Genomic DNA, 26,981 nt, shown 5'->3' with positions numbered 1-26,981 from the left:
GGCGGCTCTCGGTGCGATGCCGCACGTAGAAGACCGCGACGACCTGCCGGTACGCGGGCCGGAACAAGGCGCTTGGCCGCGCCGAACTGCTCACGTCCCTTGATCGTTGTGTGTGGGGTGTCGGCGGTACGGGGGTCGCGCCCCGGTAGCACGAGAGGGCGACTCCGCGCCGTACACCCGGCTTCCGTACCCTGTGAACGCCGCACCCCGTTGCTTCCGCATCTCGTACCTTTGCATCGTGTCACCTCCGTACCTCGTTCCGGACAGGAGCCCCATGCCGCACCCACGCCAGGCCGACGGACATCCGCAGCACGCGGCAGGCGGACCGCTGCCCGCGCCGAGGACGCCTTCTCCCCGCGACGCGCCAGCCCTGAACTGGGGTGTCATCGCCCCGGGCGGCATAGCGGCCTCCTTCGTCGAGGCGTTGCGCACACACACCGAGCAGCGTGTGGTGGCGGTCGGATCCCGCGACACCCGGCGGGCGCGCGCCTTCGCGGACCGGTTCGGGATACCGGCGGCCTACGGCAGCTACGCCGAAGTGGTCGACGACCCGCGCGTGGACATCGTCTACATCGCGTCACCGCACTCCGCGCACTTCGACCACGCCATGCGGGCGATCGAGGCCGGCCGGCATGTGCTCGTGGAGAAGGCGTTCACCCGCAACGCCCACGAGGCGGAGCGGTTGATCGAGGCCGCCCGAGCACGCGGGGTGTTCCTCATGGAGGCGATGTGGACGCGCTTCCTTCCGCACATCGACGTGGTCCGCCAGGTGCTCGACTCCGGACAGCTCGGCGAGGTGCGCACGGTCGCCGCCGACCACGGTCAGTTCATGAATCCGGACCCGGCCCACCGGCTCTTCGCCCCCGAACTGGCGGGCGGAGCGCTGCTGGACCTCGGCGTCTACCCGGTCTCTTTCGCGTCGATGGTGCTGGGGCCGTTCGCGTCGCTCACCGCCGTGGGGGAGAAGGCCTTCACCGGCGTCGACGGTCAGGTGTCGATCGTCGTCACCAACGGATCCGGCGCGCACGGCGTCCTGAACACCACGCTGTTCGCCCGTACCCCGACCACGGCGTCGATCTCGGGCACGCACGCCCGCCTGGAGATCGAGGGCGCCTTCTACGCGCCCGCCACGGTCCGCCTGATCAGCCGCGAGCGCGGACTGCTCGACACCTACGTTCCCGCACTGCGCGAGGGCGGCTTGTGCTACGAGGCAGCCGAGGCGGCCCGATGCGTCGCCGCCGGGCGGCTGGAGTCCGACCTGATGCCCCTCGATGAGACCCTGCGGGTCATGCGTGCCCTCGACGAGATCCGCCGCGACCTGGACGTCGTCTACCCCGGCGAGTGACACGCCTTCTCCCCGGCGCCCTACGGCGCCGGGGGTTGCGCCGCCCCAGGAGTTGTCCCTGTTCTGCGAGCGAGTTCCGCGTGCTCCGGTCCGGTTCACATGAAGTTGCGGGTGTGCAGGGCGGAGAGGTCCGCGGCCTCGCGGTGCGGGAATCCCAGGTGTACCAGTCGACGCCGGCGTCCCTCGTCCATCTCCGCCTGGAGCCGCAGGACTTCGCGGTGGCCGCGCGCGATCGCCCGCGGTGTCCACTCCCCGGCCGCCATGACGATCAGCGCGTCCGTCACGTCCTGGTTGAGCCCCGCGGTGTCGGCGAGGGCGTCGTGTCGTCGCTCGACGGCGGCCCGCAGCCGGTGGCGCAGTCCCGGGTCGACCGTGGCCTGGTGTTGGAGGTGGGCGATGCCGAACGCCACGTGGCGGGCCTCGTCCTGGCGGGCGAGTTGGACGACGCGCCGGGTGACGGGGTCGGGTGCGTGGCGGTCCAGGAAGGCAAGGAGGTTGAGGAAGCTGCCCTCGCCGAGGACGGAGAGCAGGAAGGAGGCCAGGGAGTAGTCGGGCTCGGCCAGCAGCGTGGTCAGCGAGGCCCGCCCGCCGACCGACGAGGTGCCCATACGGCCGTTCTTGAGAAGCGCCCTGCGAGTGAACACCTCGACGTGTCGCGCCTCGTCGGCCGCCTGCACGGCGAGCAGTTGCAGCACCTCGCGGAAGTGCGGATGCACCCGGGCGAGCAGCCGCGCCGGGATGATCAGCGCGGCCTGCTCGTTCTCCACCAGGTAGGTCATGATCTGTACGACGGCCTGCTCCACGGCGTCGGGGAGCGTGAAGGGGCTGTCCCAGGGGATCGCGGTCGCCGGATCCCACTGGGCGGCCGCGGCATGGGCGTAGAGGCTGGGGGCCAGTTCGCTCCACACCACGTCGCGGTCGGCGAAGTCGAAGGCCGTCTCGGGCCCGCCGGCCTCGACGAGCGCCCCGCGCGCGGCCAGCCCCCAGTGCCCCGGGGGCCGGGCCGCGACACCGTCGGGGGCCGCGCCGCCGGCGCGCTCGGCCCCCGACCACCGGTCCGCCACACGGCGTCCGGGCCGCACCCACGCCCGCGCCGTGCCGCCCGGCCGACCACCTTGAGCGTCGGACGGCCGGCCGTCTCGCGCGTCGGACGGGCCGGGGAGCCGGAACTCGCAGCCCTCGCGCCGGCACCAGGCCGCGAGGCCGGTGGTCAGGTCGGGGCGGTAGCCCAGTACGGCGATCTCCCCGCCCGGTGGCACCCGCGCCAGCGCGCGTCCCACCAGGAGGTGGGCTCCCTCGTCGAAGCCGAGGTTCTGGAGATCGACGACGGGATACCCGTCGGAGGTGGTGGGGTGCTCCCAGGTCACGGCCGGTATTCCGGCGCGGTGACCCGGCCGTCCGCGTCGTAGAAGCCGCTCTCCTCCACCGCGAGGTCCAACGCGGCGTAGCCGTCGGTGCGTTGGGGACACCAGGCCGTCATGCCTTCGAGGTCCAGGAGGCGGCGGGCGTCCGGATCCGCGTACGACATGGAGAGCAGCAGGGCGGTGAACCGGTCGGTGGCGTCGGGCGGTGCTGTCTCGCCGGCCACCAGGAGGCAGTGGTCGTAGGGGGCGGTTTGGGTGAGGACGCGTGTGGCGCCGACCGGCACCGTTCCCTCTCGGCCGAACAGCAGGTGGTTGGCGTCGAGGAGGCAGGCCGCGTCGACCCGGCCGGCGAGCAGGGCGCGGACGGCGTCGCGCTCGCCGCCGATGTGGTCGCCGTGCAGGCCCACGCCCACGTCGTGCCGCGCCACCCGGAAGTCTTCGTGAGGGCGTAGGCCGAGGCCGTTCAGATGGGACAGCGGGATCAATGTCGCCTGGGGGGAATCGAGGGCTCCGACCGCAACGGTGGTGTCCTTGAGGTCGGTGACATTGCGGTGCGGGGAGTCGTGCCGCACCACGACCACCGAGGTCAGGTCCCGGTCGGTGTCGCGCATGAGCAGCGGGCGCAGGGTGACGCCGCGGGCCGTGGCCAGCCGCCGGGCGCGAAGCCAGGCGAGCGGGGAGTTCCAGGCCACCTGGATGCGGCCGGCCACGAGGTCCTCGACCTGCCGTTCGTAGTGGGAGTAGAGCACAAAGTCCGTCGCCGCTCCCCGCTCGGCCAGCCAGGAGCGGAAACCCGCCCAGATGGTGACGGTCTTGGGGTCGTAGGCGACCGCGCCCACCATCAGCGTCATTTGCCCGCCTCCCCGAAGACCGGGAGGCCCAGGCTCGCCCGCGCGACGAAGTCGTACAGCGCGTCGGTGGTGGGGGCCATGACCCGGGCGGCCAACGCGTCGCGGAAGCGGCGTTCGAGGCCCGACTCCCGGCGCAGGGCGGAGCCGCCGCACAGCCGCATGGCCTCGCTCGTCACGTCGTGTGCGGCCTCGGCCGCGACGGCCTTGACCTGGAGGACCCGTAGGGTCGCGTCCGCGCGTCCGCGCTCCAGGGCGGCCACGGTGTCGTTCAGGAAGGCAGACACCTCGTCGGTCCGGATACGCAGCGGAGCGTAGCGGGCGCGGACGGTCGGCTGGTCCGCGAGGGTCTGGTCCAGATGGGAGAGGCGGGTCCGGGTCAGATGGGTCCGGGTCAGCTCCATGGCCGCGTCCATGGTGCCGAGCGAGCAGGCGGCGCTGAGGACCAGGAAGCGGGGCAACGCGATCGTCAGTGCCAGGTCCAGGCCCGCGCCGTCCGCGCCGAGCAGCGCGGTGGCCGGTACGGTGACCCGCTCGGCGGTCATGGGGCAGGAGGCGTTGCCGCGCAGTCCCAGGCCGTCGAAGGCGCCCGCGACGGTCAGCCCGGGGGCGTCGGCCGGCACCAGCCACAGGCTCATCGGCCCCTCGGCCCGCAGTGGGCGACTGGACCATACGTAGCTGTCCGCCTGGTCGGCCGAGGTCACCCAGCTCTTGCGCGCGTCGAGACGGACGGACTCACCGTTGGGCTTTGCGGTCCCCAGGGGGGCCCAGAAGTGGCTGCGCGAGCCGACCTCGGAAAACGCGAGGCTGGTGAGGTGGGAGCCCTCCGCGATCGCGCGCCGGGTCTTGTCGGGGCCGTGTTCCTCGATCACCGAGGTGGCGGCGTAGTGCATGAGCACCACCATGGCGGTGGAGCCGCAGGAGCGGGCGATCTCCCGTACGAAGTCGACGGCCTGGCCGAGCGGGACGCCGCCGCCCCCGACAGTCGTCGCGCTGGTGGCGCCGAGGATCCCGGCGCGGCCCAGCGCCTCTACGCCGGAGCGGGGAAAGCGACCGGTGGCGTCCACCTCGTCGGCCTGGGGGGCGATGGTCTGCTCGATGACCGATTTCAACGCGGCCATCAGAGCGGTGGGGTTCCCGGTCGCGTCCGGGGCGTCGCATGCGGAGGCTGGCAGTGGCATGTCGGTATCCGATTCCTCGGGTAGGTACACCGCAAGATGGGGCAAATGCTCTCAATCAACGCCTGAGCATAGAGGAGTTCGCCGAGCCTGCGGTGCACATCCGCGCCGTGCCGCAGGCGTGCCAGGGGCGTCCACGTCGTCCCGTTCATCGGCCGAATCGGCGCGCGCAGTCAAGGCTTGGGGCTCAGGCCCAAACTTCTGTGATGGCATCTGCTCCAGCGGTCCGGCGGGCAGCACCCCACGCTGCCTTCGGTACACCCTGGGCGGACCGCCCGCACTCCACCCCGGCCTGTGCTGACCGATGCCCGCCCACGCTGACAAGAGATACGTCGGTTGGGCTTGTTGTGCGTACGCCCCCCGCCGCCCCGCTTCCGCTGCCCGCCCGCAACCCCTGCTGCGGGCGGGCATGCGCGATTCAGTTGGGCTCGGCGGGGTCGTGGGTGATCAGGTCTCCTGGCTGACACCGGAGGACCTCGCAGATCCTCGACAGGGTCGAGAAGCGGATGGCCTTGGCCCGCCCGTTCTTGAGCACGGACAGGTTCACGACGGTGATACCCACCTGTGCGGACAATTCGGTGAGCGTCATGCCGCGCTCGGCGAGTAGCCGGTCGAGGTGGATCCGGATCGTGTGGAGTTCCTCCTCTGGCATCAGATGGTCCCTTCGAGGTCCTCTCGCATGCGTACGCCCTCGCGCATGATCTTCCCCATGATCACCGCTGCGAGGCCGGCGAGGATGAGCACCGTCGGCCCGGAGACGGTCGGCCCGGATCCTACGATCGGCGCCATGCTCGCGACGAGCCAGGAATGCGACCAGCCGACGACGAGGCCGGCCAGCGGCGTACCCACGGCGACGAACCAGCCGAGAACGGAGAGCCGTTGCGACACCGCGTCGGTGAACGGCCCTTGGAGCAGGACGGCCTTGAGCAGCCGGGAGAAGAGCAGCAGTGCGAGGGAGCCGAACAGCAGCCAGGGCAGTTCGCCCCCGAGGTCGGCGGCGCGCTGAGCCGCGGAGGGGCCCTCCTGGCAGAGGGTCGCGGCACTGCTGGACGCGTCTACGCCTGTGGCGACCGGCAGGCTGTCCGCCAGTGAGGCATTGCGCCAGAAGCCCGTCTGCACGCAGACCGCCCCGTCGTCGGCCATGTGAACGACCCCCTTGCCGACGAAGGCAAGCCCACAGAGCACCGCCAGCACAAAGGTCACCGAGGCCAGAGTCCTCGTGAGTCGCGTGTTCATCGCACCCCTCCCCATCGATTTTCGATATGCCCGAGGCTAGCGGAGCATATCGATATTCGACAAGTCGATGGCTGTCCATGACCCAGCCCCGGCGGGCGCTGTCCCTTCGCACGCCCGGTCCTCCAGCGGCAGCCGGCTGCGTGAGGCGCCGTCGCATTCCCACTTATCCACGGTGAGCAGGGGCGGCATCGCGGTCGCGCACACGGGGCAGCCGACCGGAGCGGCCCGTGTGTAGAGCTGGACAACGGCCGGCATCGGCAACGGGCCGCCATCGCAGAGGTCCGGAACGTGCTGCCCCTGCCTCGCCTGCCGTGACGGGGGTGCAGCCGCGGCGGCGCGACCCGAGGACCAGCTCCAGCTGTAAGAACTGCCTTGCCCCGGGCGTTGTCAGAGGCATCAGGCACACTGCGCCGTATGAACTTGGTGACCGCACGCGACTACGCCTGGATCCGCACCTCACTGCTCTTCCGCCACATGATGGAGAGCGGATACACCCTGACACTGATACGCGGGCGAACTCCGCGCGAGGTGCTGCGCGTGATGGAGGCGGAACCGCGCGGCACCGGGGAGGGAGCGGCCGGGCTGATCGAGGCGGACGACGCTCACCGCGCCGAGGTGGATGACGACTACTTCGACGATTCCTACGTCGCGGGCGCCTTCAGAGTTCCGGACGAGAACGGCGACTGGACGCTCGTCCTCGGCTTCGACGGTGGCCTGGGGATCGCGACGCAGTGCGTGGAGACGCTGTCGAAGGGCGGCAGGGTCGTGGCGCACTCGACCAATGGCGGCAAGCCCATCCACCTCTTCTACTGGTTCGAGGACGGTGAGTCCCGTACGACGTTCGAGGGCCCCTCGTCGCGCGGCGGCAACACCCCCGATGAACTGGTCCCTCTGATGCGGGAAGTCGGCTTTCCCCTGACCTCCGAGGGAGAGCACGACGAGAGCGCCCCGGATGTCGACGGGAAGGCGGCGGTCTTCGCTCTGGCCGAGAGACTCACCGGCATACGCGTCACCGAATCCCTCCTCCAGGACGCCACGTATGAACTGGGACTCGTCCCCGAAGAGCCCGCCGAGGAGTGGACCGGTGTGGCCATCGACATCACCGATGCCCACGGGGAGCGCCTGCACAAGGAATGGACCTACGAGGAGATCGCGACGGCATCGGACCGCGCACGGGCGGAGGCGAACGCGCCGGTGGTGATCACCTACAACGAGCCGCCGGCCATGGGTCGTTCGGAGCACGGGACAGGTGAGTAACGAACGAGAGCGAGGTGGATGCCCCGGCGTACTGGCCGCCCTCCGCAAGGGAACGCGCCGCCACGGGGGCTTCTGTCAGCCGGCCTGCACGTAGGGCCTGATGGGACTCCGCAGGGAGTCGGCGAGCAGCGGCGTCAGCTGCTGCTCAGAGGCCTGGCACGCGTACAGGGGGATTTCGATGGCCTCACGGCTGGGCCCGCCGTTGCGGGTGAGTTCACCGATGGCGACCGTGAGCACGACCAGGAGCACGACGAGGACGACGACGTACAGCACTTGTTGGGCCCGCTCGCTCACCGTGCTCCTTCGTTCCGGCATGGGGGCGCCGGGCGTTGAGGGGAGGTCGTACTCTGTGATGGGCGGGCCGTTCCACCTCAGCGTGAGACCGTGCTCTTCGCAGTGCGCACCGTCCTCGTCCCGCATTGGGAAGTCGCGGCCGCCGCCGAGGCATTGCGTCATGACCGCCCCCGGTGGCAGGCGCAGGCGCAGCGCAGGGTCTCAATGGGCGGCTGTGCGGCCGTCTGCCAGGCGAGCCGCGTTTCACCGGGGCCGGGGCACTCCGCGTGTTCGCCGATGCGACAGGCGGGCGCCGTGTGCGCCGGAGTTCGGGCGGTGCAGCGCAGGACGTCGTCCGGCTGCTCGATCCAGCAGATCGAGGGGATGCGGGTACGGGGCGTCTCGACTGCGCTCACAGGGCGGCGCCCTCCGCGCGGGCCCGTCCGACGCGAAGCAGTTCGGCGACCGTGTCAGGGGCGCACAGCTTCCCAGCCTGCTCTACGGGGACAGCCCAGTACGGGTTGAGCGGTGTCGGCTCCGTGCGGTCAGGCCGAGGGATTCCGAGCCAGGCACCCGCGCCGCGGACCACGGCCTCGGCCGACCGCCAGGTCTCGCAGGTTCCAGCCGGTACTAACGCGTAGTACCAGTGGCGCGGATGGCAGATCACGGGGCCGTCGAGGACTTCGGCCAGGACGCCCGCCACCACGTCCGGGGCGCTGCTGTCGGCCGCCGCGTGGACCAGCGTCAACGGCATCCGCACGGCGTCGTAGGGGCCGCCGGTGCGCAGCATCGCCGGCCGGTGGTCCTGCCACGCCTCATAGGCGACAGAGGGGTGGGGGCTGGACGACGTCAGCCATCGGGCAATGGCGCTGTCAATGGCGGTGGGTGTGGGCATGGTCGGCTCCTGGGCTGCATGCGGCGCGGCGCCGGCCGTTCCTGGTGGGGATTGGACGGCGCCGCCTCATGCCGATCACGCTACGAACCCACGCGACCGCGGCCCAGTGACGAGCCGCCCCAGTTTTCGGATCAGGTAGGACACCGCGCCCTACCCGATCAGTCCGAGTCGGTCGGCGAGGCCCAGCAAGGCCGCGTCCCGGCGAGGCGCACGTTCCCGGAGGTCCTCCACCAGCCGCCGCGAAGTGGAGTGGTAACGAATCCACTCGGGCGCGTCCTTCTCCGCCTTCAAGAGCGCGTTCGTCGCCGCTTTGTCCCTGCCCAGGTCGTCGTAGGCGAGCGCCCGGTCGACAGAGAAGCGCGCCCGCCATGTCGGGGGCAGTGAGCCGAGGTTCGGGATTCGTGACGAGAGGATCGCCTCCTCGCTCCTGTCCATCTCCACCAGGAAATTGACGTTGGCGACAGCCGTGTTCGTCGGCCCGAACGGGGTGGCGTAGACGAGACGGTCTTCGCCCATGCTCGCGGCGGCTCCCTTCGCCATCCGCAAGAAGGAGGTCACGGCGTCGTGCTTTTCCTGCCTCACAGCGGCTGTTGCCGCGCGCAGCAGCAGAATGCCCCAGAGCGCCAGATCTTCAGGAGCGGATCGGAACGACGGCTCGATCTGCTCGGCACGGGCGAGCGCCACTCGCTCCGCGTCGGCCAACCGGCCTTGTTTGGTGAACACCCACGACAGAGTCGATGCGGTCAGCGTCTCCAAGTTCGGGTCGTCGCACTGCTGAATCGCGGCGAATGAGCGCTCCATCGCCGTGAACGCGGCGTCCTCCTTACCGAGAGCGGTCAGCGTCGTCGCTGCGACTTGATATGCCACGGCAAGAACGGAGTTGGCCGCAGCGCGGTCGGCCCCTGTGTATGCGTGAGCGGCGGTACGCGCGTCCCGGATCAGCTGGGGCAGCAAGGAGCCGATCTCGGACATACGGCCGTCCCGGCGGATGACCTCTGTCGATGCCAGAGCGGAGCGCAGGTCCGCGATGCTTGGCGGGTCCTCTGCATCGGTGTCACCGCCCAGGAGGTCAGCGACTGGTGAAACAGCTTGTCGGAGAGCCAGAACAGACGGCATTCGGCTGTCTTCCCCGGTCCGTAGCTCAAACGTCGTGGGCTGACCGACAAGATAGCTCGGCTCCGTGTCCAGCGCGTGGGCAAGCGCGTTGATACTGGACAGTCGGGCCGTTTTCCGTCTTCCCTGTTCCAACTTTCGCACCACATCGATGGACAGGTTGGAGCGCTCGGCCAGTTGTTCTTGAGTCATGTTCCGCCGAAGTCTCAGTTCCGCGAGACGATCGCCCAAGCTCGATGATGTGGAACTCATCTGTACCCCCGACAGAAGGTGGGCTTCTACGGTACGTCGGGAAGCAATGAAGGGCTTGCCCCCGAAGCTGAACGCGCACGCCGTGAACAGTGACGACCCGTCTGCCGGGCAGTCACGTGATCTCTCCGGGCGGAAGCTGGTCCAGGCCCAGTGACCTGACGAGGTCGAGCATTTCAGCGTGGTGCAGTGCGGCCGGGTTGCCCGCGACGGGGTGGATGTGGCCGTCGATCTCCAGGGCCACCAGGCCGTGCATCCGGCCCCACACGCGCAGCGCGAGCGCCGCCGCGGCCGGTGGCACGTCCGGGAGGTCTGCCTGGATCTTGGCGACGTAGTCCGGGTGGAGGTCGGACCAGGAGGTGTCCTCGGGCTGGTGGTGCCGGGCGTGGGGCCACGCGACGGCCACCAGACGGGTCAGCTCGCGGCACACGCGGCGCGCCGTCCGCTCCACCGGCCCCTCCTCAGGAGGCTCATAGCCGGGGATGGGGTGACCGTAGAAGAGCCGGAAGCTCTCCGGATGAGCCACCGCCCATTCCCTGAGGGCCTGGCCCCACGCCATCAGCCTGCCGCCTGGGTCGGTGTCCGGTACGGCGTTGCTCGCCGCTTCCACCGCCTCCGTGAGTGAGGCGGCGATTCCGGTGATCAGTGCGGTGATCAGGTCGTTCCGGGTGGGGAAGTAGCTGTAGATCGCGCGGGCGGTCATCCCCATGTCACGAGCGATGCCGCGCAACGAGATCGCTCCAGGACCCCCTTCCGCCAACTGCCGCAGCGCGATGGCCTTGATCTCCTGGCTCGTCTCCTGCCGCAACCGCTCACGGCGGCTCATCGTCCCCGCGACACGTTCACCCTCACCGATGCTCACCTTGAGCAGAGTACAGGGGTGCAATAGTCTCCCCCGTGACATTAGTACACGCCGTGTCCGGAGAACGGGAGAACCTCATGCCTGCTTACGTCATCGTCAACGTCGATGCGGTCGACGAGGAGGCCGGCCTTGCCTACGCCCCCGTGGCACAGAAGTCCATCCTCAGCCACGGCGGCCGTTATCTGGTCGCGGGCCCCACGCCCAAGCCCGTCGAAGGCACCTGGAACTCGTCCCGGTTCCTGGTGATCGAGTTTCCCGACATGGACAGGATTCGCGAGTGGTACGACTCCCCCGAGTACCGGGCGGCCCGGGAGATACGGGAGGGCAAGATCCGGCTGGGGATGCTGTTCGCCGAGGGCACACCGCCGGAGGGCTTCTCCCTCCCGGACGGGCCCTGAGGGTCGCAAGTCCCTGCGTTCGGGCGCGCTGCGGTGTCGGCGTCTTCGGCGAGCGCGTCCACGGACCGCCGTGAGCGGTCGTGAGCCGACCTGACGAAATAAGGGGATTGTGGGCGAGCTCAAGCGGTCAGCGCATCACCGCTGTTCAGGAGGCCGGCGTCGACCTCTGCCGGTGTGCGGTAGCCATGAGTCTTGCGCGGACGACGGTTGAGCTCGCCATCCTTTTCCGACGGGGCCGGCGCAGGTCTATGCGTGCGCGTCCCGTGGGCAGGGCGCGCCTGTGCGCATGTTGGTTGAGGCGCCGTCGATGACGGAGTCGAGCCTGTCCCGGGTATGGGTGAGATCCGCGATGCGCCGGTCGAGGTGGTCGCGTTCCGCGGCCAGGCGCTTGAGCAGTTCAGGGGTGGCCTTGCCGTCGATGACGCAGGGCGTCAGCTCGGCGATGGCCTTGCTGCTCAGTCCGGCGGCGTACAGCTGGCGGATGAGGTGGATCCGGTCGACGGCGGCTTCCGCGTAGTGGCGCTGGCCGCTGCCGCTGCGCTCGGCGGTGAGCAGGTTCTGTTCCTCGTAGTACCGCAGGGCCCGGGTGGTGACTCCCGTGCGACGGGCGAGTTCCCCGATCCGCATTCCCGTCCCTTCTCGCGTGTTCCGCATCACACGCATTTGCCTTTCACGTCAACGTCAAGTTTTACGGTAGCTCATGTGCTCGCTGGCGGGCGAATGATCCCGTCGGATCCCTTATCGGGATGACGCAGATGACGCAGATGACGTAAACGACGAACGGAGTGTCCATGAGCGAGGACACCGCAACGACCCGGCGGGTGATCGGCGTCGAAGAGATGACGGGCCTGCTCCTGTCCACCGGAGGATGGGGATGGCACTCCGAGGCGGGCCCGGCGACTCTGCGCCTGATCCTCGCCGGGGCCCTGGACCGGCACCCGCGCGGCACGTTCGGCGGGCCGGGCGGCGCCCGCGCCTTCGTCGACCACGCCCCGCCCGACGAGCGGGGCCGGGACAAGCTCGGCCACCTCAACGCCGAACGCATCCTCCGCCTCCCCCGATCCGCCACCTCCTGAAAGGCAGACACACGCATGACCACCCACCACACCACCACCGGCCTCACCGGCCCTGCCCCCACTGCGACGGTCTCCGTCAAGCCGCTCGTGATGAGCGCACCGCAGCGCGGCGAGGACCTGCACGTCCGCGTCACCGCCCCCACCACCGGCACCAGCCTGCCCGTCGTGCTCTTCGCCCACGGCTTCGGCTCCAACCTGGACGGCTACGCCCCGCTGGTCGACCACTGGGCCGCCGGCGGCTTCGTCGTCGTCCAGGCCACCCATCTGGACTCCAAGCGGCTCGCCCTCCCCGCCGACGACCCCCGCCGGCCCCGGATGTGGCGCCACCGCGTCCAGGACATGCGGCGCATCCTCGACGAACTCACCACCCTGGAGGCGAGCGTGCCGGGGCTGGAAGGCCGCATCGACCACAGCCGCATCATCGCGGCCGGGCACTCCTTCGGCGGCCAGACCGCCGGCATCCTGGTGGGCCTGCGCGTCACGGACCCGGACACCGGCGCCGCCGAGGACCTGTCCGATGCCCGGGTCATGGCCGTCATCCAACTGGCCACCGCAGGCAAGGGCGGCGACGAACTGACCCCCTTCGCCCACGACAACCTTCCCTGGCTGCGCGACCAGGACTTCTCCCACATCACCGCCCCCGGCCTCGTCGTCGCCGGAGACAAGGACGACCTCCCGCTCACCACCCGAGGCCCGGCCTGGACGACCGACCCCTACACCCTCAGCCGTGGCAACAAGAGCCTCCTGACCGTCCACGGCGGCGAGCACTTCCTCGGCGGCATCTCCGGCTACCAGTCAGCCGAGACCACCGACGAGAACCCCGACCGTGTCGCCCTCGTCCAGCAGGTCACCCTCGCCTACCTGCGTCACATCACCGGAATCGACCACACTGACTGGAACAACGCCCTAGCGGTCCTCACGGATCACCCGCTGGGGCACCTCGAAACCAAGTGACCCCGCCACCCGCAGCCGGGTGGAGTCGGTGAAGCTGTAACGGCCGAGCAGGTTCAGGCTGCGGTGCTTGAACGGGGGCAGGCGGGCGACGCCCTCGTCGCGCACGTGTGCCGTTGCCCCCGTGCACTCTGTTGCCCACCCCACGTGTGCGCGATGATACGGAGCGCGATCGCCGTTGAAGGGGGTGCGTGGTGAAGGGGGTGCGTGGTGACGGATGATGTGACGGGTCACGCGGTGGTGGTGGGAGCCGGGTTGTCCGGTCTGCTCGCCGCCCATGTGCTGGGCAGGCGCTTCGAGCGCGTCACGGTGATCGAGAGGGACGCGTTCCGCGACGGGCCCCCGGCGTTCCGGCCCGGCGTACCGCAGTCCAGGCATGTGCACATCCTGTGGTCGCGCGGCATGGCGGCGCTGGAAGACCTTCTGCCGGGTGTCGTCACCGGCCTCGAAGCCGCCGGGGGCGCTGTCGTCGGCGCCCCCGAACAGATGCGGTGGCTCTCCGCCGCGCAGTGGTTCACCGGCGTACGGGGAACGGACTACCTGTCCGTCTCGCGCGAACTCCTGGAGTCGGCCCTGCGCCGCGCGGTCGTCGCGGACGGGTCCGCGGTGACCATGCTGGACCGTCATGAGGTGACCGGGCTTCTTCCGGCGCGGGCCGGGCAGGCGGTGGGAGGCGTGAGGCTGCGTGAACGGGGCGCGGACGGGGCGGAGTTCACCGTCGAGGCGGAGCTGGTGGTCGTCGCCGCCGGTCGCAGTTCCCGTGCCGCGCGCTGGCTGAGCGAGTTGGGCCGCCCGATGCCGGTGACCGAGCGGATCGACGCGCGTCTTGGCTACTCTTCCCGCTACTACCGGCGCCCGGACGACGAGGACCCCTGGAAGGCCATGTATCTCCAGGGCAACCCGGACGTGCCGCGCGGCGGTGTGATCGTTCCGGTCGACGGCGGCCGGTGGCTGGTCACGCTCATCGGACAAGGCGAACACCAACCACCCACCGAGGAGAGGGAATGGCTCGCGTTCGCCGCGTCGCTGCGTTCGGCCGAGCTGTCGCAGGCGCTGACGGGCGCGGTGCCGCTGTCGGACGCGGTCGCCTTCCGGGCGACGGCGAATGAGTGGACGCACTTCGAACGCGTGAAACGGTGGCCGCGCGGGCTGCTGGTGATCGGGGACGCCCTGTGCCGCTTCAACCCCGTCTACGGGCACGGCATGACGGTCGCGGCCCTCCAGGCCCAGGTCATCGCAGGCCAGATCGACGGGCGTGAGCCGGCGGACATCGCCGCCCGGGCGCGACAGACGCAGAGAGCGGTGGCGAAGTGCGTGAGGCCGGCCTGGATGATCGCCACGGGTGAGGACCGCCGGTATCCGGGCACCGACGGACCGGAGACGGGTCGGCTCGGCAGGACGCAGCAGGACTATCTGGCCCGGGTGCTGGCCGTGGCCAACACCGACCCGGTCGTCGCCGAAGCGTTCTTCGCGGTGCTCTCACTCAACCGCCGCCCCGAGACCTTGCTGACGCCACGGATCGCGACACGCGCCCTTCGCCGGCGGAAGTGACCCACCGCTGTCCGGATCGAGGAGCTTCGCTCACCAGGGCCGGCCGACGTACGCGGTCGGCACCGCCCCTGAGGCCCTCGCCGGCGGCGATTCGGCCAGCGGTGACGGGAACTCGTAGCTGGCGGCTCGTGACGAACGAGCAGAAGGCGCAACAGAGTTGACGCCGTTGACCGAGTTACTGGAACGTTGAACCACTGAGTCCGCCGAGTCCCATCCGACACTGCCCGGAGGCCCGGAACCATGTCCCAGAACCACCCCCGCCCGTCCCGACGCACGCTTCTCGCCGGTGCCGCCGCCGCGCTCGCCGTGGCGGCCAATGCCGGCACGGCGAGCGCCGCTTCCGGCGCCCCGACTCGCGCGTACCCGACCGAGTTCCCGCTTCCCGACGGCTTTCTGCCCGAGGGGATCAGCATCGGTGAGAAGCCGTACGCCTACATGGGATCGCGCGCCAACGGCGCCGTCTACCGCACCGATCTGCGCACCGGCAGGGGCGGATTCATCTACGCCGGGGCGACCGGCACCGTGGCCATCGGGCTCAAACTGGACCATGACGGCCTGCTCTATGTCGCCGGAGGTGGCGGCGGATCCGCACGGGTCATCGACTCCCGCACCGGCAAGATCGTGACCACGTACCAACTTACCGAGCAGATCGGCCACTTCATCAACGATGTCATTCTGCTCGGCGATCGCGCCTGGTTCACCGACTCGCGCGACAGCGTGCTCCACGGCGTACCGCGCGGGCGCGCAGGAGAGGTGCTCAGCCTGCCGCTCAGTGGCGACTGGGTGCAGCTGCCCGACGTGAACAACGCCAACGGCGTCGTGGGCACCCCCGATGGCCGCGGGCTGATCGTCGTCAGCAGCACGTCCGGCAAGCTCTACCACGTGGATCTCAAGACCGGTCACGCCACCGAGATCGCGCTGAGCGGCGCGGAGAACGTCGTCAACGGCGACGGTCTCGTCCGCATCGGTCGTACGCTGTACGTCGTACAGAACCGGCTGAACCTCATCAGCGTGTTCGATCTCGACGCCAAGGTCCGCACCGCCACCCTGCGCCGTACGATCACCGACCCCCGCTTCGACGTCCCCACCACGGCCGCGCGCTGGGGCGATCGCCTGTACCTCGTCAACGCCCGCTTCACCAGCCCCCAGACGCCCGAGACGACGTTCAACAGTGTCGCCGTTTCCCTCTGACATCCGACTGGCAACTGACTGACATCTGGCGCGGGGCGCTCCACGCGTCGGCGGAGCAAAAGGCCGGGGACCCGTCGGCCGGGCGTCAGGAGCGCCCGCGACGCATGCGGCTCAGGCGGTTCGGGCCCGCCCGGCCCCCGGTGGCCTCGTCGACGCGTGCCGGTGGGGCGGGCGGCCGGACCGTCCGTCCGCGCCACCGCTGAATGTACGGTCAAGACGGCCCCCACGTGGGCCGGTTCGCCGAGGTGGCCGCTCACCTCGACCTGATCGTCGAGCCGGCGCCCGGACCGTCGTGGTGACCCGGAACCTGACACCCGTCGGCCACCATCACATCGCCGACGACCCGGACCGACACCCTTGTGTCCTGGCAGGAGTTCCGCTTCCGAGCAGCCTCGGCCGGGCCTCGAACCCAATCGCTGTACCGCGATGTTCTCGTCCACGGAGCGAAGGGACTCCCCGATGGACGGCGCGATCCAACTCGCCCACGCGACAGCCCAGACCATCGTCAAACGTAGCGACATCGCCCGATCCGACGCGAGGAGGGTGCATAGGATCGTCGCCATGGCACTGCGACCTGTTCAGGTGAACATCAAGGCCCTCGACGACGCGCTGGTCGGCCGGTTCTGGGCGGAGGCGCTCGGCTGGAGTGCTTACGGCGAAGCGTCCGGTGCGACCACCTACGTTGGCCCCGTCGGCGGCCTCGTTTGGCCGGACCCGGTCGCCGTCTGCGTCGACGTCGTTTCCGTCCCGGAACCCAAGACAGTGACCAAGAACCGTGTGCACCTCGATCTCGCCACCACCTCTGCCGCCCACCAGGCGGAGCTGGTCGCGCGCCTCCAGGCGCTCGGTGCGACGCCCGCCCACGTGGGCCAGGGCGACGTGCCGTGGACGGTCCTCGCCGACCCCGAGGGCAACGAGTTCTGCGTGCTGGAGCCCCGGGAGGTCTACCGGGACACCGGGCCGATCGCCGCGGTGGTGGTCGACTGCGTCGATCCGCGGGCCATGGCCCGGTTCTGGGGCGAGGCGATGGACTGGACCCTGCGCGAGGTGACCGACGACCAGGCGGTGTTGCGCTCCGCCAAGGGTGTCGGCCCGTATCTCGAATTCATCCGCACGCCCGATGTGAAGACCGTGCCGGACCGCGTCCATCTTGACCTGCTGCCCTACCCCGGCGACGACAAAGCGGCGGAGGTGGCCCGGTTGCGGGCCCTCGGCGCCACCGACCTCGACCTCGGTCAGGGCGACGTCCCGTGGACATGTCTGGCCGACCCGGAAGGCCACGAGTTCTGCGTCCTCGCCCCGTCCTGACGCGGAGCCTTGACGACACCCCGACACAGGAGCCGTGCGTGCTCATGAGCCATGACCCCGGGTGGGCCGAGCCGTGGCAGCTCGGTCGATTCGAGCGGCCCGGTCGCTGGTGTTCGTTTCCGCCAGCCTGTCACGCCCCGAACGCGTCGTGGCAGATGGATAGGATCCCCCAATGGGCGGCATACGAGTCTGGGAGAGCACGCGCCGGAGGGACAAGCCGACGGCGGTCATCATCGGGGCCGGCAATCTGCTGATGAGCAGCGTGCTCTGCTTGATGATGATCGGCGCACTACCGTTCCACGAGCCCACGACCCGCGAGCAGGAAACGGCAGCTCAGCAGACCGCCATCCCGATCTTCGGCGGCTGGCTCGCGGCCGGACTGGTGCTGTCCCTTGTCCTGGGCATGCGACGGACGGCGTTGAGCCACCTCACCACGATGCTCGTTCCGCCCGCTGCCCTGATCCTGCTCCTGATCTTGCTGACGCTGTGAGGCCCGTCAGTCACCGCGTACCAGTGCCGCTCAACTCCTTGGCGTACCGGATGATGAGGGCGTCGAGGCGGTCTTCGTCGGCGCGTAAGCCCCGCTGATCCCTCCGAGGTCGACACCGGGCGTGGTCTGCAGAGCCAGAGAGCCGACGTGGCTGGACCGGGTGACGATCGGTGGGTGCACCGACTGGCGCGGCAGAGTCCGCATCGCGTTGGTGACCCGAATGACGCCGATGACGTTGGTCTCCACCAGCCTTGCTTCGGTACGAAGGCCCCGGATCGACAGAATGAGAGCATGGGTGAACCTGTGCAGATCCAGCTTGATCAGCTTCGGCGTGCCTTCGACCTGCTCCTGAAACGCGTCGAAGCGTCAGCCGGTAGTGCGGTGCCGCTCGAACACGACTACTTCTGGTCCGTTCCGGGCGATGAGCTCTACGACGTCCTCAACGAACCGAGAACGATCACGATCGGGCAGCTGTCCGAGTCATGGCAGCATCTTGAGGACCTCGTGGCCGACCCGGACCGGGCCGTGGGGCAACACCTGGTCTGGCTCGCCGATGTCCTCCGTGCGATCGGTCAGGACACCGCCCCGTAACCAGCACACGCGCGACGCTGCGGTGAACTACGAGTCAAACCTGCCTCAGAGGACGTCCAAGTCGGAACACCAGCCAACTGCGCGCTCTGCTCAACCGCGTCGGACGGCTCCGGCGCGGGATCGACACCGAGGTCGAAACAGTTCCGGGAGATCTTCCGCAGGGAGTGCCTGCACCAGCTGCCGAAGGTCGAGAAGGTCATGGGCAGGCAGGCCCAGGCGCTCCTCCAGCAGCTCGACGACACCTGCTGGAGCGTCGACGACCTCACGAGGGGTACCGAGGAAGCGTGCCTCACCCACCACGATGCAGAGATCATCACCAGCTTCGCCGGACTGTCGATGATGCCCGGAGCCCGTGTCCTGGCCGAGGTCTGCGGCGACCGGCAGTGGTTCGCTGACGCCCGGGCCTCGAAGGCACACGCCGGCGCCGCCTCGGTGACCCGGGCTTCCGGTCGCAGCCGTGTCGTGGTCGAGAGCCGTCAAGAACCCGGGACACTGGTTCACTCCGGCAGAGTCCGCTGAAGGCGGTCGAGGATCCGCAGCACCTCACCGCGATGTCTGGCGAGCTTCATCCATCGCGGCAGAATCTCGATCATTGTGTACGCACTCGGTGCAGGCGTCCCCTCGCGCAGGCCGGCACCGACGTATCCCACGAGCACGGCGAGATGCTCCGCGTTGTAGGCCCATAGCGTCCGCCCACGACAGGAAGCCTGCAACCACAACGGCAGCCTGAAGATCGGGTCGATGGGGCTTCCCATCTCCTGGCCCCGGACCTCGCGTTGGCGTGTATAGCCACAGCGCGAACAGACGAGCCTCGCGTCACCGACATATATGTGCCCGTCGGCCATCGGGCGGGTCACCGTCGCGCACCCCGCACACCGAGGGCATCGCACCAGGACCTGGCCGCCGTAACGCCACAACCTGCCGCCAGGATCTCTGAACCGCTCGAAACGTACATGCTGGGAGCCCACGGCTTGAATGATGCCAGCCCATTGGCGCCCAAGGTGCTGAATATCGGCCCACTGTCTTGCCCCGGCTAGCAGGTCCACGACTCCGGTCCCGAACGGATGGGCCAACGGATCGCCGATCGCTTGACGCAAGCGCGACATGAGACGTCTCGCTGGTCACGCAGTCCGGGAGCGTCCGAGTGCGGAGATGCGGAGCCCCCTTCTCGGGCTCCGACGGCACGCTGGTGAGCGCGTACGACGATGGAGCCGACCGACACCGCCCAGTCGATCTCGCCCGTTGCGTCAGCCCGGCATGGGAGGCCCGGAGCATCTGCCGGAAGTGCCGTGCATCGCCCACCGGCGGAAGCGGGTGTGCGGCGTCACTCAAGACCGTACCGCTCAGACACATCCCGCCAAGCAGTCCCAGGACGGAACTACCGCACGATCCCGTTGAGCACGGTGCGATCGTTCAGCCGCTTCCGGCTCCGCAACGACTCGGGCAGCAGTGGTTGGACAAACACCTACTCGGCATCGGACAGCTCGCGTCGACGTATCACCCGACCATGATCCACCACCGAAGAACGGCCGGACAGGACCTAGACTCCCGGGGCCGGCTTCCAGTCGTGGACGAGGAGGCCGAGCAGTACCTCGTCCAGGAACTCGCCCATCACCCAGGCCGAGGAGCGCAGCACGCCCTCACGGACGAAGCCGTTGCGCTCGGCGGAGCGCAGCATCGCGGCGTTGTCCGCCAGCGTCTCGATCTGCAGCCGTTGCAGGCCGCGTACGACGAAGCCGTAGTGGCACAGCACCGCGACCACGTCGGTTCCGTAGCCCTTGCCGCGGGAGGACGGCAGCAGGCCCAATCCGATGTGCGCGAATCGGTTGTGGTTGTCGATGCCCCACAGCGTCGCGGTGCCGACCAGGGCGCCGCCGTCCAGCTCCACCACGGAGAACGGGACGTGCCCCTGCTCCGTGTCGTCCACGACGAGCCGCGAGTCCTGCGAGCCGGGCGTGATCGGCCGCCATGGCCGGCCCTCAGCCCGCGAGGCGTTGACCACGTCGTCGTAGAGCTCGGCCCGCAGGATCGGGATGTCATCCTCGTGCCGGGCCCTGAGCCCGACCTTGCTGCCCCTTAGCATGCGAGCTTCCTATCCGACCGAGCCGGCCGGTGGCAAACGAATAAGACACAGCGATGGCCGGCCGAAGAGAAGAGGCCTGGGGCAGGTCAACACAACGTGTCGTTTATGCCCCAAGAGGATGGATGCGGTGTGTTCCGGGCAATGTGCGGGGGGATGCTTCCTACGCTGCCACCATGATCATCCCCACCGAACCCATCGGCAGTATTCCGCGGACTCCCGAACTTCTCGGAGCAATGGCAGCGTTCCAGGCCGGAGACCTGGATGCGACTGCTTTCGCGGACATCCAGGATCGGGCCGTGACTGAGACCATCCAATCGCTGGAGGCGGCCGGGTCGCCCGTTGTGACAGACGGCGAGCAGATCAAGCCCAGCTTCCTTACCTACCCCATCGCCGGCATGACCAGCGGCCTGGCACCCGAGGGCGTAGTCATCCCTTTCGCCGACGGACACCAACGGCAGCTGCCCGTCCTGACGGCCGGACCCTTCCGGTACAAGACGAACGCCGAGGAGTACCTGCGAGTCGCGAAGCAACGCGCCAGTGCGCCGGTGAAGCAGTCCGTCGTCGCGCCGTCCGCGCTGAGCCTGCTCTACCCACACGGCGGGATCGAGGGGTATCCGCGTGAGGAATTCCTCCAGCAGCTGGTCGACGCGTCGGAGACGGAGATCCGCGGCTGTCTGGACGCGGGTGCCCACGTCGTTCAACTCGACTTCGAGGAAGCCCGTCTCTCCCTCAAGCTGGACCCCAGCGGGGGTGTGCTGAACGACTTCATCGACCTGAACAACCAGGTGCTGGCCCGCTTCACCGAGAGCGAGCGGGCCCGGATCGGTGTCTACAGCGGGCCCGGCGCCGATCAGGACTCCACGCACAGCCTCGATGTCGACTACGCGGAGCTGCTGCCCCAGCTCTTCCGCCTGACGGCGGGTAACTTCTATCTCCAGCTGGCCGGCGAGGCCGATCCGGACCGGGTCCTGGGCATCATCGCCGACCAGTTGCGTCCTGGCATCAGGGTCTTCGTCGGCGTGATCGATCCGGTCGACCCGCGCGTCGAGACCGCGGACGAAGTCCGCGACCGGGTGCTGCGGGCCGCTCGTCACATCCCGGTGGATCAGCTGGGGACCTGCGATGACGCGGGCTTCGCGCCGTTCGCGGATGACCAATCCACCTCACGCCAGGTGGCGTTCGCCAAGATCCGCGCTCGCGTCGAGGGCACGGCAAAGGCCGCCGAGCTTCTCACATCGGGCGACTGGGCCCTGTCTGACAAATAGCGCCGTCCGCCCGGAGGGCGGGGCTCGCGGCGTCTGGTGCGTGCGATCGCAAGGCGGAGGGTCTCCCCAGTACTGGACGTACTGGGGTGACCCGACAACGCAGCGAGCGCGCCTGCCAGGCGTCGCGAGCCAGGCGGGATTTGTCAGACAGGGCCTAGGGCCTGTCCGGCGGATCATGCCGTGGTCAGGGCTGTTGAGACGCAGCTTGCCTCATTAGGATCGCGGTGTGTTCGAGTACCACGGCTGGATCACGGTCAGGGAGACCGCGGTTGATGACGACGATGACGTCCGACTGCGGCAGGTCGTGGATGAGCTTCGGCTTCGCATTGCCCAGATGGCCAGTCCCTACCTCCTTGACCTCAGGTGGATGAACGGCGAGCCGTTCATCCATCTGGGCGGCCATTCCAATCACCGCTCGTCGCCTGATGTCGCCGGTCTGTTCGAGCATGTTGCGAAGGTTGCTCCTGGCTCCTACGGCCTCCTGCATATTCGCGATGACGAGGACCCGGCCCATGCGAACGAGGTACGCGTGCTCAGGCTCGCTCGGGGCACGGTCACCCAACACACGGAAGCTCTACTGTCCCCGTGCATCCCGACGCTGGAAGACCCCTTCACCAATTAGGCCGTCTGCTTCCCCTCGCGAAGCTACAGGCTGATCGAGGCGACGGTGACGGTGCCGTGGAAGACGTAGGCCCTCTTGTCGTAGCGGGTGGCTACGGCACGAAAGGTCTTGAGCCGGTTGATCGTCCGCTCAACCTCGTTGCGACGCTTGTAGATCTCGTTGTCGAAACCGGCAGGTCGGCCGCCCCTGCTGCCACGCCGTTTGCGATGGGCCCGCTGGTCCTTGGGCTCCGGAATCGTGTGCTTGATCTGACGTCTTCGCAGATAGCGGCGGTTACGGCGGGAACTGTATGCCTTGTCGCCGCTGAGGTGGTCCGGTCGCGTGCGCGGGCGTCCGCCCTGTGGGCGGGGGACACGGATGCGTTCGAAGACCTCGATCATCTGGGGAGCGTCGCCCTGCTGACCGGGGGTGACCACGAGCGCCAGGGGGCGGCATCCGCCTTCACCGGCGAGGTGGATCTTGCAGGTCAGACCGCCCCGGGACCGTCCAAGTCCCTCGTCAGGGCGATGGTTCCGGGGCGTCGTCCTTTTTTCGGGACGCGCGGAATGTTTTTGCGGGCGCCAGCAGCGTGCTGATGAGCACGGCATGACGTCGAATCCACGCCGACCATGCTCCAGTCCATGCGGCTGGCCAGATCGGCGTCGGCCTGGACAGCACACAGGACCCTGTCCCACGTGCCGTCCACCGACCAGCGCCGGTGCCTCTCATAGACGGTCTACCAACTGCCGAACCGCTCGGGCAGATCACGCCACGGAATGCCGGTCCGGGCCCGGAACAGGATCCCGTTGATCACTGTCCGGTGGTTGTTCCAACGTCCGCCGCGTCCTCCCGACGAAGGCAGGTGCGGCTCCAGTCGGACCCACTCCGCGTTCGTCAGGTCACCCCGCCCCATGCCAAGAACAACGAGCCAAGAACCCGACCGTCACATGGTCCGCCGGACACGCCCTAGCCCTGTTGACAGCGGGCGTTGTTGGCATTGGCCTGGCTTGACCAGGACGAAGACCTCCCGTGTGGTGGAGTTGTCCAGGAACGCACCACACGGGGGGCAGATCCAGGTCCGCGATACTTACGCGCCCGCTGCCAGGGCGTCAAGGCCGCGTTCATGCCGGTCGACAGCTTCGCGTACAGCGTTGACGAAGCCGTTCCAGAAGTGCTCCTGGTGGGCGGTGCCCACGCCCGCGGTCTGCCTGCGGGTGACGGCCCCGTCGAAGTTCCCGAACATCGCCCTGCGCAGTTCGGTCGAAATCTCCAGCTGCGCCCCACCTCCGGTCCGGGTGCGGTTGACGATGTTCCTCGGGTCGTCGCCGTTCAGCGGGGTGCCGGGGGCCGCGAGGGTCACTGTTACGTCCAGGGCGGGGTCGGTGTTTCCGGACCTGAGTCCGTACTTGGCGAAGGCGTCCTTCAGGTTGCGCATCAGCCGCTGGTCCGCGCCGCCGATGAGAATCTGCCTGGCCGGGCCGGCGTCCGGGGCGAAGCCGTGCAGGGAGACCGCGTACAGATTGTTGCCGCACACGGCCAGGGCCGCCGGGTCGTCACAGCCGGTCGAGGTGACATGAAGCCCTGGGGCGGAGGTCAGCGCCTCGAACATCCAGTAGTCCCGCTGCGGCACTCCCGCCAGCGGAGCCGGCAGGGTGGTACCAGCCCCGGTGAGCGAGTAGCCCGCGATGGCGAGGCACAGTTCGCTGGTGCCCGCCTCGATGCCACCACCGTGCGGGGCGACGACCGCCGTACTGCGGACGGGTTCGCTCGTCCCGCTCGCGTTGTCGAGGAGCTCGGTCCGCGCGCCGCAGCGGAAGCGCCGCACCCAGTCGACGCCTTCGCTGTCCTTGAACTTGGCGCTGCTGTACAGCTCGCTGTTCTTGGCGAACTCGTCGGCGACCGCGGCCTCGGCCGCGGTACTTCCATTCCCGGCAAGGTTGTCGAGGACCGGCAGACCGACGGCTGCGGCGGCCACGGAGGTGAGGATGCCACGTCTACGGATAGGTCTCATACGCTGTTCATTCCCATTGCCCGCCGGTGCTGTGCTCTCCGCGTGAGCGGATGGCCGGCGGAGCGAGGAGACGACTGCGACCTCCGCTCCACCGGCCACCCCGATCAGACCGCTGACCAGTCTCCCGGCCGGCCTGTCCGGGATCACGTTGTGATGAGGCGGGCCGCCGCGTCGGCCCGCCTCATCCTCCTGTGGGCCGCAGCATGGAAGTGGCCCTGCGGCTCGTTCAGAGCCGTGGGCGGATGAGTCCGACGAGCCTGGTCGTGGTCGGACGGTCGGAGTCGTCCGTAACGCTGGTGACGACCTGGAGCGTGCAGGCACGGTCATCGATGATGAACTCCGCCATGTTGCCGGACCCGAAGCTGATTCCGTCGGGGCCGGAGGACGACTGCCCGGGGACGGCTGTACCGGGCGAGCCGATGCTCAGGGTGATGGAGTGGTAGGTGTCGGGGTTCTCCCACAGACACACGCTCTCCCCGACCCCGGCATCGGGTCTGCCGCCGTCGTTCTCGCCGATGATCGGCGTGACTTCCTCGGGCTTGAGCAGAGCGCACGCGTCGACCTTCTTGGCCGGCGCCGCGGCATTGGGCTCTCCGCTCGCCGAGGCACGGGGAGAACGGTCGTCGGGGGCCTGCGTGTCCGTGTTGGAGCCACAGGCCGCCGCCATGGGAGCCAAGAGCACGAGGCAGACCACAGCCAGAGTTGAACGCTTCACGATGGGTCCTCCAATTGGTCCTTGAGCTGAAACCGGGGAGTGCGTGTTCGTCATGGGATGGGACAGGGGAGTGGGTCGGCCTGGTCGGCGGTACGGCGACTCCGGAAAGGCCGCCGCGAACCCGGCCGCCGGCCCGGACAACCACAAGGACGGCCCGGCCCGAGGCGCGGGTTGCGGCGGCGCGTGCCAGTTACGTGCGGGAACTGTCACCAGTCGGCCACTGGCTCCCGCGCGTTGGCGGGGGAGCGGCGTCGGGACACCTGCGACGCCTCTCCGGCGGCCGGATGATCACGCGCAGGAGCCGCAACCCGACGACGAACTGGGTCTGTCTCGTCGTGCGGGAAGCGGCCGGGAAAGCCCCAACTGTTCACCGGGGAACCGGTGGCATTGCTCCTAGAGCCTCGCGCGTCGCATGGTGGGGGAGACCGCGAGATATTCGTCGGCGGAGTTGGCGAGCCTGGAGGCGTCGGCGTTGTCGAGGGCTACCGCGTGGGCGCGCACCACGATCTGTCCGGGGCCCGGGCTGGGGTACGGGGACCTGGCGGGCGGTCAGTGGCCGCGAGTGCGCGGGGCGTTGTACTGCTCGTCGGTGACGTGCTCCAGCCAGGTGGTCTCGGGCCGGTCGTCGTCAGGCGCGGTGCCGTCCCACAGAGCGAGGTGCTGCATGAACCGGTCGGCGGTGGCGCCGTGCCAGTGGTCCTCGCCGGGCGGGCAGGTCACGGTCTCCCCGGGGTGCGCCTCGTATACGACACCGTCGCGGGTGCCGATCAGCGCGATGCCGGCGACGACATGGAGGGTCTGTCCGACGGCGTGATGGTGCCAGGCGGTGCGGGCGGCGGGGGCGAAGCGCACCATGTTGGCGCGGATGCGGGACGGCTCCTGGCCGGCGTGGATGACGTCGAACCAGACGTCGCCGTTGAACCAGTCCTGAGGTCCCTTGCCCGTGGGCCGGGGCTTGACGAACTCCATGCGGGGATCTCCTTGAACTGTGCGTGGGTGCTTTACGGGGGTGGGGTGCCGTAGGCGATGACGGCGGATTGCGGGAGTTTCGGTGGACGGTCCGACGGCACCGCGCGCGACCTTGCGTCTGCTGCGGCCATCGGGTGCCCCGGCCGTCCGGCTCAGGCCGCGTCGGCGTGGGAGAGGCCGGTGCCCAGGGTGCGCGAGGCCGCGGCCTGGTCGATGATCTCCTTGCCCTTGGCCTCGACGGCGGGAACGGCGTCGTCACCGGCGACGAACCGCAGCGGCGGGGTCTCCAGGTCGATGACCTTCAGCAGGGCGCCGGCGAGCCCGGCCGGGTCACCGGCCTGCCGACCGTTCATCGACTGCCACATCTTCTTCGTCTCCGCCGTGCGCTGGGCGTAGTCCTCGATCGAGTCCTCTGCCCAGCTGGTGGAGGCGTCCACCAGGAGCTCGGTGCGGAAGAAGCCGGGCTCGACGATCGTCGTCTCGATGCCATAGGGCTCCAGGTCGAAGCGCAGCGACTCCATCCAGCCCTCGACGCCGAACTTCGAGGCGGCGTAGGCGACACAGAACTCCTGGCCGATCACACCGGCCAGCGAGGAGATCGTGACGACGTGCCCGGCGCGCCGGGAGCGCATGACGGGCAGGACGGCGCGGGTGACGTTCATCGGCCCGAACAGATTCGTCTCGATCTGCGCCCGCATCTGGGCGTCGGAGATCTCCTCGAAATACCCGGCCTGGAAGGTGGCGGCGTTATTGATCAGTACGTCGATCCGGCCGAATGTGTCCATGGCGGCCTGGACCGCGGCGCGGGCGGCGTCCGGGCTGGTGATGTCCAGAGCCAGGGCCAGCAGTTTGCCCCGCTCGCTGCCGAGGGCGTCGAGGACCTTCCGCGGGTCGCGGGCGGTGGCCACGACCTGGTGGCCGGCGTCAAGGGCCGCGCGGGCGATATGGGTGCCCAGGCCGCGTCCGGCGCCGGTGACGAAGATGACCTTGCTCATGAGCAGACTGGTTCCTTGTTCTGTCGGCCCCCGGTGGGGGTGCCGGTCGGTGGCTGGAGTGTGGTGGGCCGGCTTGGGGTGGAGCCCCGGCCGTTTACCGGAATCCTCTTCCCGGTTGTGGGCGGTCGCCTCATCGCCACGTCATCCACCGTGGCACCGCCTCGCG

General features: G+C 69.2%; 30 protein-coding genes and 2 pseudogenes. 13 read left to right on the top strand and 19 right to left on the bottom strand.

From position 1 onward, the window contains the following. Positions 1 to 274: 274 nt before the first annotated feature. Positions 275 to 1,345, top strand: a complete 1,071-nt coding sequence (locus tag M1203_RS24660) for a Gfo/Idh/MocA family protein (RefSeq protein WP_249951973.1) — start codon at positions 275 to 277, stop codon at positions 1,343 to 1,345. A 95-nt stretch (positions 1,346 to 1,440) separates the two neighbouring features. Here the strand turns inward: M1203_RS24660 and M1203_RS24655 are convergent, their stop codons facing one another. The 5 genes from M1203_RS24655 to M1203_RS24635 form a co-directional block, all read right to left on the bottom strand. After that, positions 1,441 to 2,712 (bottom strand): ferritin-like domain-containing protein, encoded by a 1,272-nt coding sequence (locus tag M1203_RS24655; RefSeq protein ID WP_249951972.1) that lies wholly within the window; start codon positions 2,710 to 2,712, stop codon positions 1,441 to 1,443. Then, positions 2,709 to 3,560: a phosphate/phosphite/phosphonate ABC transporter substrate-binding protein gene (locus tag M1203_RS24650; protein WP_249951971.1), complete on the bottom strand. Its 852-nt coding sequence runs from the start codon at positions 3,558 to 3,560 to the stop codon at positions 2,709 to 2,711. Before M1203_RS24650 ends, M1203_RS24655 begins: the two co-directional genes overlap by 4 nt. Then, the gene (locus tag M1203_RS24645) at positions 3,557 to 4,738 is read right to left on the bottom strand and encodes an acyl-CoA dehydrogenase family protein (protein ID WP_249951970.1); all 1,182 of its coding nucleotides are present in this window, start codon (positions 4,736 to 4,738) and stop codon (positions 3,557 to 3,559) included. Before M1203_RS24645 ends, M1203_RS24650 begins: the two co-directional genes overlap by 4 nt. A gap of 415 nt (positions 4,739 to 5,153) precedes the next feature. Further along, the gene (locus M1203_RS24640) at positions 5,154 to 5,387 is read right to left on the bottom strand and encodes a helix-turn-helix transcriptional regulator (RefSeq protein WP_249951969.1); all 234 of its coding nucleotides are present in this window, start codon (positions 5,385 to 5,387) and stop codon (positions 5,154 to 5,156) included. After that, a complete protein-coding gene (locus M1203_RS24635; RefSeq protein ID WP_249951968.1) occupies positions 5,387 to 5,971 on the bottom strand; it encodes a DUF2975 domain-containing protein in 585 nt (194 codons plus the stop codon). The genes M1203_RS24640 and M1203_RS24635 overlap by 1 nt, the downstream gene beginning before the upstream one ends. Before the next feature lie 414 nt (positions 5,972 to 6,385). Here M1203_RS24635 and M1203_RS24630 point away from each other — a divergent pair, with 414 nt between their 5' ends. Further along, on the top strand, positions 6,386 to 7,228 hold the full coding sequence (locus M1203_RS24630; RefSeq protein ID WP_249951967.1) for a DUF6461 domain-containing protein: 843 nt from the start codon (positions 6,386 to 6,388) through the stop codon (positions 7,226 to 7,228). Positions 7,229 to 7,303: 75 nt separating this feature from the next. On the opposite strand, the gene M1203_RS24625 is transcribed toward M1203_RS24630, so the two are convergent. The 5 genes from M1203_RS24625 to M1203_RS24605 all read right to left on the bottom strand — a co-directional run bounded on the left by M1203_RS24625 (position 7,304) and on the right by M1203_RS24605 (position 10,620). Beyond that, on the bottom strand, positions 7,304 to 7,522 hold the full coding sequence (locus M1203_RS24625) for a hypothetical protein (RefSeq protein WP_249951966.1): 219 nt from the start codon (positions 7,520 to 7,522) through the stop codon (positions 7,304 to 7,306). Positions 7,523 to 7,680: 158 nt separating this feature from the next. Beyond that, the gene (locus tag M1203_RS24620) at positions 7,681 to 7,917 is read right to left on the bottom strand and encodes a hypothetical protein (RefSeq protein WP_249951965.1); all 237 of its coding nucleotides are present in this window, start codon (positions 7,915 to 7,917) and stop codon (positions 7,681 to 7,683) included. Next, positions 7,914 to 8,396 carry a hypothetical protein gene (locus M1203_RS24615; protein WP_249951964.1) on the bottom strand — a complete coding sequence of 161 codons (483 nt, stop codon included), beginning with the start codon at positions 8,394 to 8,396 and terminating at the stop codon, positions 7,914 to 7,916. Before M1203_RS24615 ends, M1203_RS24620 begins: the two co-directional genes overlap by 4 nt. 150 nt (positions 8,397 to 8,546) lie before the next feature. Beyond that, positions 8,547 to 9,761, bottom strand: coding sequence for a helix-turn-helix domain-containing protein (locus M1203_RS24610; RefSeq protein ID WP_283958967.1), 1,215 nt, complete (start codon positions 9,759 to 9,761; stop codon positions 8,547 to 8,549). Between the two features lie 112 nt (positions 9,762 to 9,873). Further along, positions 9,874 to 10,620 (bottom strand): TetR/AcrR family transcriptional regulator, encoded by a 747-nt coding sequence (locus M1203_RS24605; protein ID WP_308404900.1) that lies wholly within the window; start codon positions 10,618 to 10,620, stop codon positions 9,874 to 9,876. 77 nt (positions 10,621 to 10,697) lie between these two features. Between M1203_RS24605 and M1203_RS24600 the strand changes: the two genes are divergently transcribed. Beyond that, positions 10,698 to 11,018: a DUF1330 domain-containing protein gene (locus tag M1203_RS24600; protein ID WP_249951962.1), complete on the top strand. Its 321-nt coding sequence runs from the start codon at positions 10,698 to 10,700 to the stop codon at positions 11,016 to 11,018. Positions 11,019 to 11,264: 246 nt separating this feature from the next. Here M1203_RS24600 and M1203_RS24595 read toward each other — a convergent pair whose 3' ends face one another. After that, entirely contained in the window at positions 11,265 to 11,645 is a 381-nt protein-coding gene (locus M1203_RS24595) for a MerR family transcriptional regulator (RefSeq protein ID WP_249951961.1), read from the bottom strand. Positions 11,646 to 11,809: 164 nt separating this feature from the next. Here M1203_RS24595 and M1203_RS24590 point away from each other — a divergent pair, with 164 nt between their 5' ends. The 6 genes from M1203_RS24590 to M1203_RS24565 all read left to right on the top strand — a co-directional run bounded on the left by M1203_RS24590 (position 11,810) and on the right by M1203_RS24565 (position 17,585). Further along, positions 11,810 to 12,094: a hypothetical protein gene (locus tag M1203_RS24590; protein WP_249951960.1), complete on the top strand. Its 285-nt coding sequence runs from the start codon at positions 11,810 to 11,812 to the stop codon at positions 12,092 to 12,094. Between the two features lie 15 nt (positions 12,095 to 12,109). Then, the gene (locus M1203_RS24585) at positions 12,110 to 13,048 is read left to right on the top strand and encodes a chlorophyllase (RefSeq protein WP_249951959.1); all 939 of its coding nucleotides are present in this window, start codon (positions 12,110 to 12,112) and stop codon (positions 13,046 to 13,048) included. A gap of 207 nt (positions 13,049 to 13,255) precedes the next feature. Next, positions 13,256 to 14,596: an FAD-dependent monooxygenase gene (locus tag M1203_RS24580; protein ID WP_249951958.1), complete on the top strand. Its 1,341-nt coding sequence runs from the start codon at positions 13,256 to 13,258 to the stop codon at positions 14,594 to 14,596. Between the two features lie 240 nt (positions 14,597 to 14,836). Next, positions 14,837 to 15,787: an SMP-30/gluconolactonase/LRE family protein gene (locus M1203_RS24575; protein WP_249951957.1), complete on the top strand. Its 951-nt coding sequence runs from the start codon at positions 14,837 to 14,839 to the stop codon at positions 15,785 to 15,787. A 561-nt stretch (positions 15,788 to 16,348) separates the two neighbouring features. Continuing rightward, on the top strand, positions 16,349 to 17,095 hold the full coding sequence (locus M1203_RS24570) for a VOC family protein (protein WP_249951956.1): 747 nt from the start codon (positions 16,349 to 16,351) through the stop codon (positions 17,093 to 17,095). Positions 17,096 to 17,267: 172 nt separating this feature from the next. Next, positions 17,268 to 17,585, top strand: a complete 318-nt coding sequence (locus tag M1203_RS24565) for a hypothetical protein (RefSeq protein ID WP_249951955.1) — start codon at positions 17,268 to 17,270, stop codon at positions 17,583 to 17,585. Positions 17,586 to 17,607: 22 nt separating this feature from the next. Here M1203_RS24565 and M1203_RS24560 read toward each other — a convergent pair. Beyond that, a pseudogene (locus M1203_RS24560) lies at positions 17,608 to 17,837 on the bottom strand (dehydrogenase); the annotation flags it as partial. Between the two features lie 39 nt (positions 17,838 to 17,876). Between M1203_RS24560 and M1203_RS24555 the strand changes: the two are divergent. Beyond that, positions 17,877 to 18,176, top strand: a complete 300-nt coding sequence (locus M1203_RS24555; RefSeq protein WP_249951954.1) for a hypothetical protein — start codon at positions 17,877 to 17,879, stop codon at positions 18,174 to 18,176. Between the two features lie 198 nt (positions 18,177 to 18,374). Next, entirely contained in the window at positions 18,375 to 18,695 is a 321-nt protein-coding gene (locus tag M1203_RS24550; protein ID WP_249951953.1) for a transposase, read from the top strand. On the opposite strand, the gene M1203_RS24545 is transcribed toward M1203_RS24550, so the two are convergent. Then, positions 18,674 to 19,033 (bottom strand): hypothetical protein, encoded by a 360-nt coding sequence (locus tag M1203_RS24545; RefSeq protein ID WP_249951952.1) that lies wholly within the window; start codon positions 19,031 to 19,033, stop codon positions 18,674 to 18,676. The two genes, M1203_RS24550 and M1203_RS24545, sit on opposite strands and share 22 nt — an antisense overlap. Positions 19,034 to 19,716: 683 nt before the next feature. Next, positions 19,717 to 20,259 carry a GNAT family N-acetyltransferase gene (locus M1203_RS24540; protein ID WP_249951951.1) on the bottom strand — a complete coding sequence of 181 codons (543 nt, stop codon included), beginning with the start codon at positions 20,257 to 20,259 and terminating at the stop codon, positions 19,717 to 19,719. A 173-nt stretch (positions 20,260 to 20,432) separates the two neighbouring features. On the opposite strand from M1203_RS24540, the gene M1203_RS24535 reads away from it, so the two are divergent. Both M1203_RS24535 and M1203_RS24530 read left to right on the top strand, forming a co-directional pair. Further along, positions 20,433 to 21,524, top strand: coding sequence for a cobalamin-independent methionine synthase II family protein (locus M1203_RS24535; protein WP_308404899.1), 1,092 nt, complete (start codon positions 20,433 to 20,435; stop codon positions 21,522 to 21,524). 226 nt (positions 21,525 to 21,750) lie between these two features. Then, positions 21,751 to 22,146 (top strand): Imm7 family immunity protein, encoded by a 396-nt coding sequence (locus M1203_RS24530; protein WP_249951949.1) that lies wholly within the window; start codon positions 21,751 to 21,753, stop codon positions 22,144 to 22,146. A 23-nt stretch (positions 22,147 to 22,169) separates the two neighbouring features. Here M1203_RS24530 and M1203_RS24525 read toward each other — a convergent pair. The 5 genes and pseudogenes from M1203_RS24525 to M1203_RS24505 form a co-directional block, all read right to left on the bottom strand. Beyond that, positions 22,170 to 23,038, bottom strand: a pseudogene (locus M1203_RS24525) (IS5 family transposase). Between the two features lie 174 nt (positions 23,039 to 23,212). Continuing rightward, on the bottom strand, positions 23,213 to 24,100 hold the full coding sequence (locus M1203_RS24520) for a poly-gamma-glutamate hydrolase family protein (RefSeq protein WP_249951948.1): 888 nt from the start codon (positions 24,098 to 24,100) through the stop codon (positions 23,213 to 23,215). A gap of 262 nt (positions 24,101 to 24,362) precedes the next feature. Then, complete coding sequence (locus M1203_RS24515; RefSeq protein ID WP_249951947.1) at positions 24,363 to 24,851, bottom strand: DUF3558 family protein; 489 nt, start codon at positions 24,849 to 24,851, stop codon at positions 24,363 to 24,365. Between the two features lie 549 nt (positions 24,852 to 25,400). Continuing rightward, a complete protein-coding gene (locus M1203_RS24510; RefSeq protein ID WP_249951946.1) occupies positions 25,401 to 25,820 on the bottom strand; it encodes a cupin domain-containing protein in 420 nt (139 codons plus the stop codon). A gap of 152 nt (positions 25,821 to 25,972) precedes the next feature. Then, complete coding sequence (locus tag M1203_RS24505; protein ID WP_249951945.1) at positions 25,973 to 26,815, bottom strand: SDR family oxidoreductase; 843 nt, start codon at positions 26,813 to 26,815, stop codon at positions 25,973 to 25,975. Between the last annotated feature and the right edge of the window lie 166 nt (positions 26,816 to 26,981).

Origin of the sequence: Streptomyces sp. 35G-GA-8 (genome assembly GCF_023534745.1) — a bacterium.
In the GTDB taxonomy this organism is placed as follows: Bacteria; Actinomycetota; Actinomycetes; order Streptomycetales; family Streptomycetaceae; genus Streptomyces.
This window is presented reverse-complemented; position numbering and strand designations above follow the sequence as displayed.

Coding starts and splice junctions, on each gene's coding strand:
- M1203_RS24540 (WP_249951951.1), bottom strand. CDS start 20,259: ATGCTAAGGGGCAGCAAGGTCGGGCTCAGGGCCCGGCACGAGGATGAC.
- M1203_RS24585 (WP_249951959.1), top strand. CDS start 12,110: ATGACCACCCACCACACCACCACCGGCCTCACCGGCCCTGCCCCCACT.
- M1203_RS24660 (WP_249951973.1), top strand. CDS start 275: ATGCCGCACCCACGCCAGGCCGACGGACATCCGCAGCACGCGGCAGGC.
- M1203_RS24645 (WP_249951970.1), bottom strand. CDS start 4,738: ATGCCACTGCCAGCCTCCGCATGCGACGCCCCGGACGCGACCGGGAAC.
- M1203_RS24635 (WP_249951968.1), bottom strand. CDS start 5,971: ATGAACACGCGACTCACGAGGACTCTGGCCTCGGTGACCTTTGTGCTG.
- M1203_RS24555 (WP_249951954.1), top strand. CDS start 17,877: ATGGGTGAACCTGTGCAGATCCAGCTTGATCAGCTTCGGCGTGCCTTC.
- M1203_RS24615 (WP_249951964.1), bottom strand. CDS start 8,396: ATGCCCACACCCACCGCCATTGACAGCGCCATTGCCCGATGGCTGACG.
- M1203_RS24640 (WP_249951969.1), bottom strand. CDS start 5,387: ATGCCAGAGGAGGAACTCCACACGATCCGGATCCACCTCGACCGGCTA.
- M1203_RS24590 (WP_249951960.1), top strand. CDS start 11,810: ATGAGCGAGGACACCGCAACGACCCGGCGGGTGATCGGCGTCGAAGAG.
- M1203_RS24610 (WP_283958967.1), bottom strand. CDS start 9,761: ATGAGTTCCACATCATCGAGCTTGGGCGATCGTCTCGCGGAACTGAGA.
- M1203_RS24600 (WP_249951962.1), top strand. CDS start 10,698: ATGCCTGCTTACGTCATCGTCAACGTCGATGCGGTCGACGAGGAGGCC.
- M1203_RS24505 (WP_249951945.1), bottom strand. CDS start 26,815: ATGAGCAAGGTCATCTTCGTCACCGGCGCCGGACGCGGCCTGGGCACC.
- M1203_RS24595 (WP_249951961.1), bottom strand. CDS start 11,645: ATGCGGATCGGGGAACTCGCCCGTCGCACGGGAGTCACCACCCGGGCC.
- M1203_RS24570 (WP_249951956.1), top strand. CDS start 16,349: ATGGCACTGCGACCTGTTCAGGTGAACATCAAGGCCCTCGACGACGCG.
- M1203_RS24630 (WP_249951967.1), top strand. CDS start 6,386: ATGAACTTGGTGACCGCACGCGACTACGCCTGGATCCGCACCTCACTG.
- M1203_RS24510 (WP_249951946.1), bottom strand. CDS start 25,820: ATGGAGTTCGTCAAGCCCCGGCCCACGGGCAAGGGACCTCAGGACTGG.
- M1203_RS24550 (WP_249951953.1), top strand. CDS start 18,375: ATGGGCAGGCAGGCCCAGGCGCTCCTCCAGCAGCTCGACGACACCTGC.
- M1203_RS24575 (WP_249951957.1), top strand. CDS start 14,837: ATGTCCCAGAACCACCCCCGCCCGTCCCGACGCACGCTTCTCGCCGGT.
- M1203_RS24535 (WP_308404899.1), top strand. CDS start 20,433: ATGATCATCCCCACCGAACCCATCGGCAGTATTCCGCGGACTCCCGAA.
- M1203_RS24565 (WP_249951955.1), top strand. CDS start 17,268: ATGGGCGGCATACGAGTCTGGGAGAGCACGCGCCGGAGGGACAAGCCG.
- M1203_RS24650 (WP_249951971.1), bottom strand. CDS start 3,560: ATGACGCTGATGGTGGGCGCGGTCGCCTACGACCCCAAGACCGTCACC.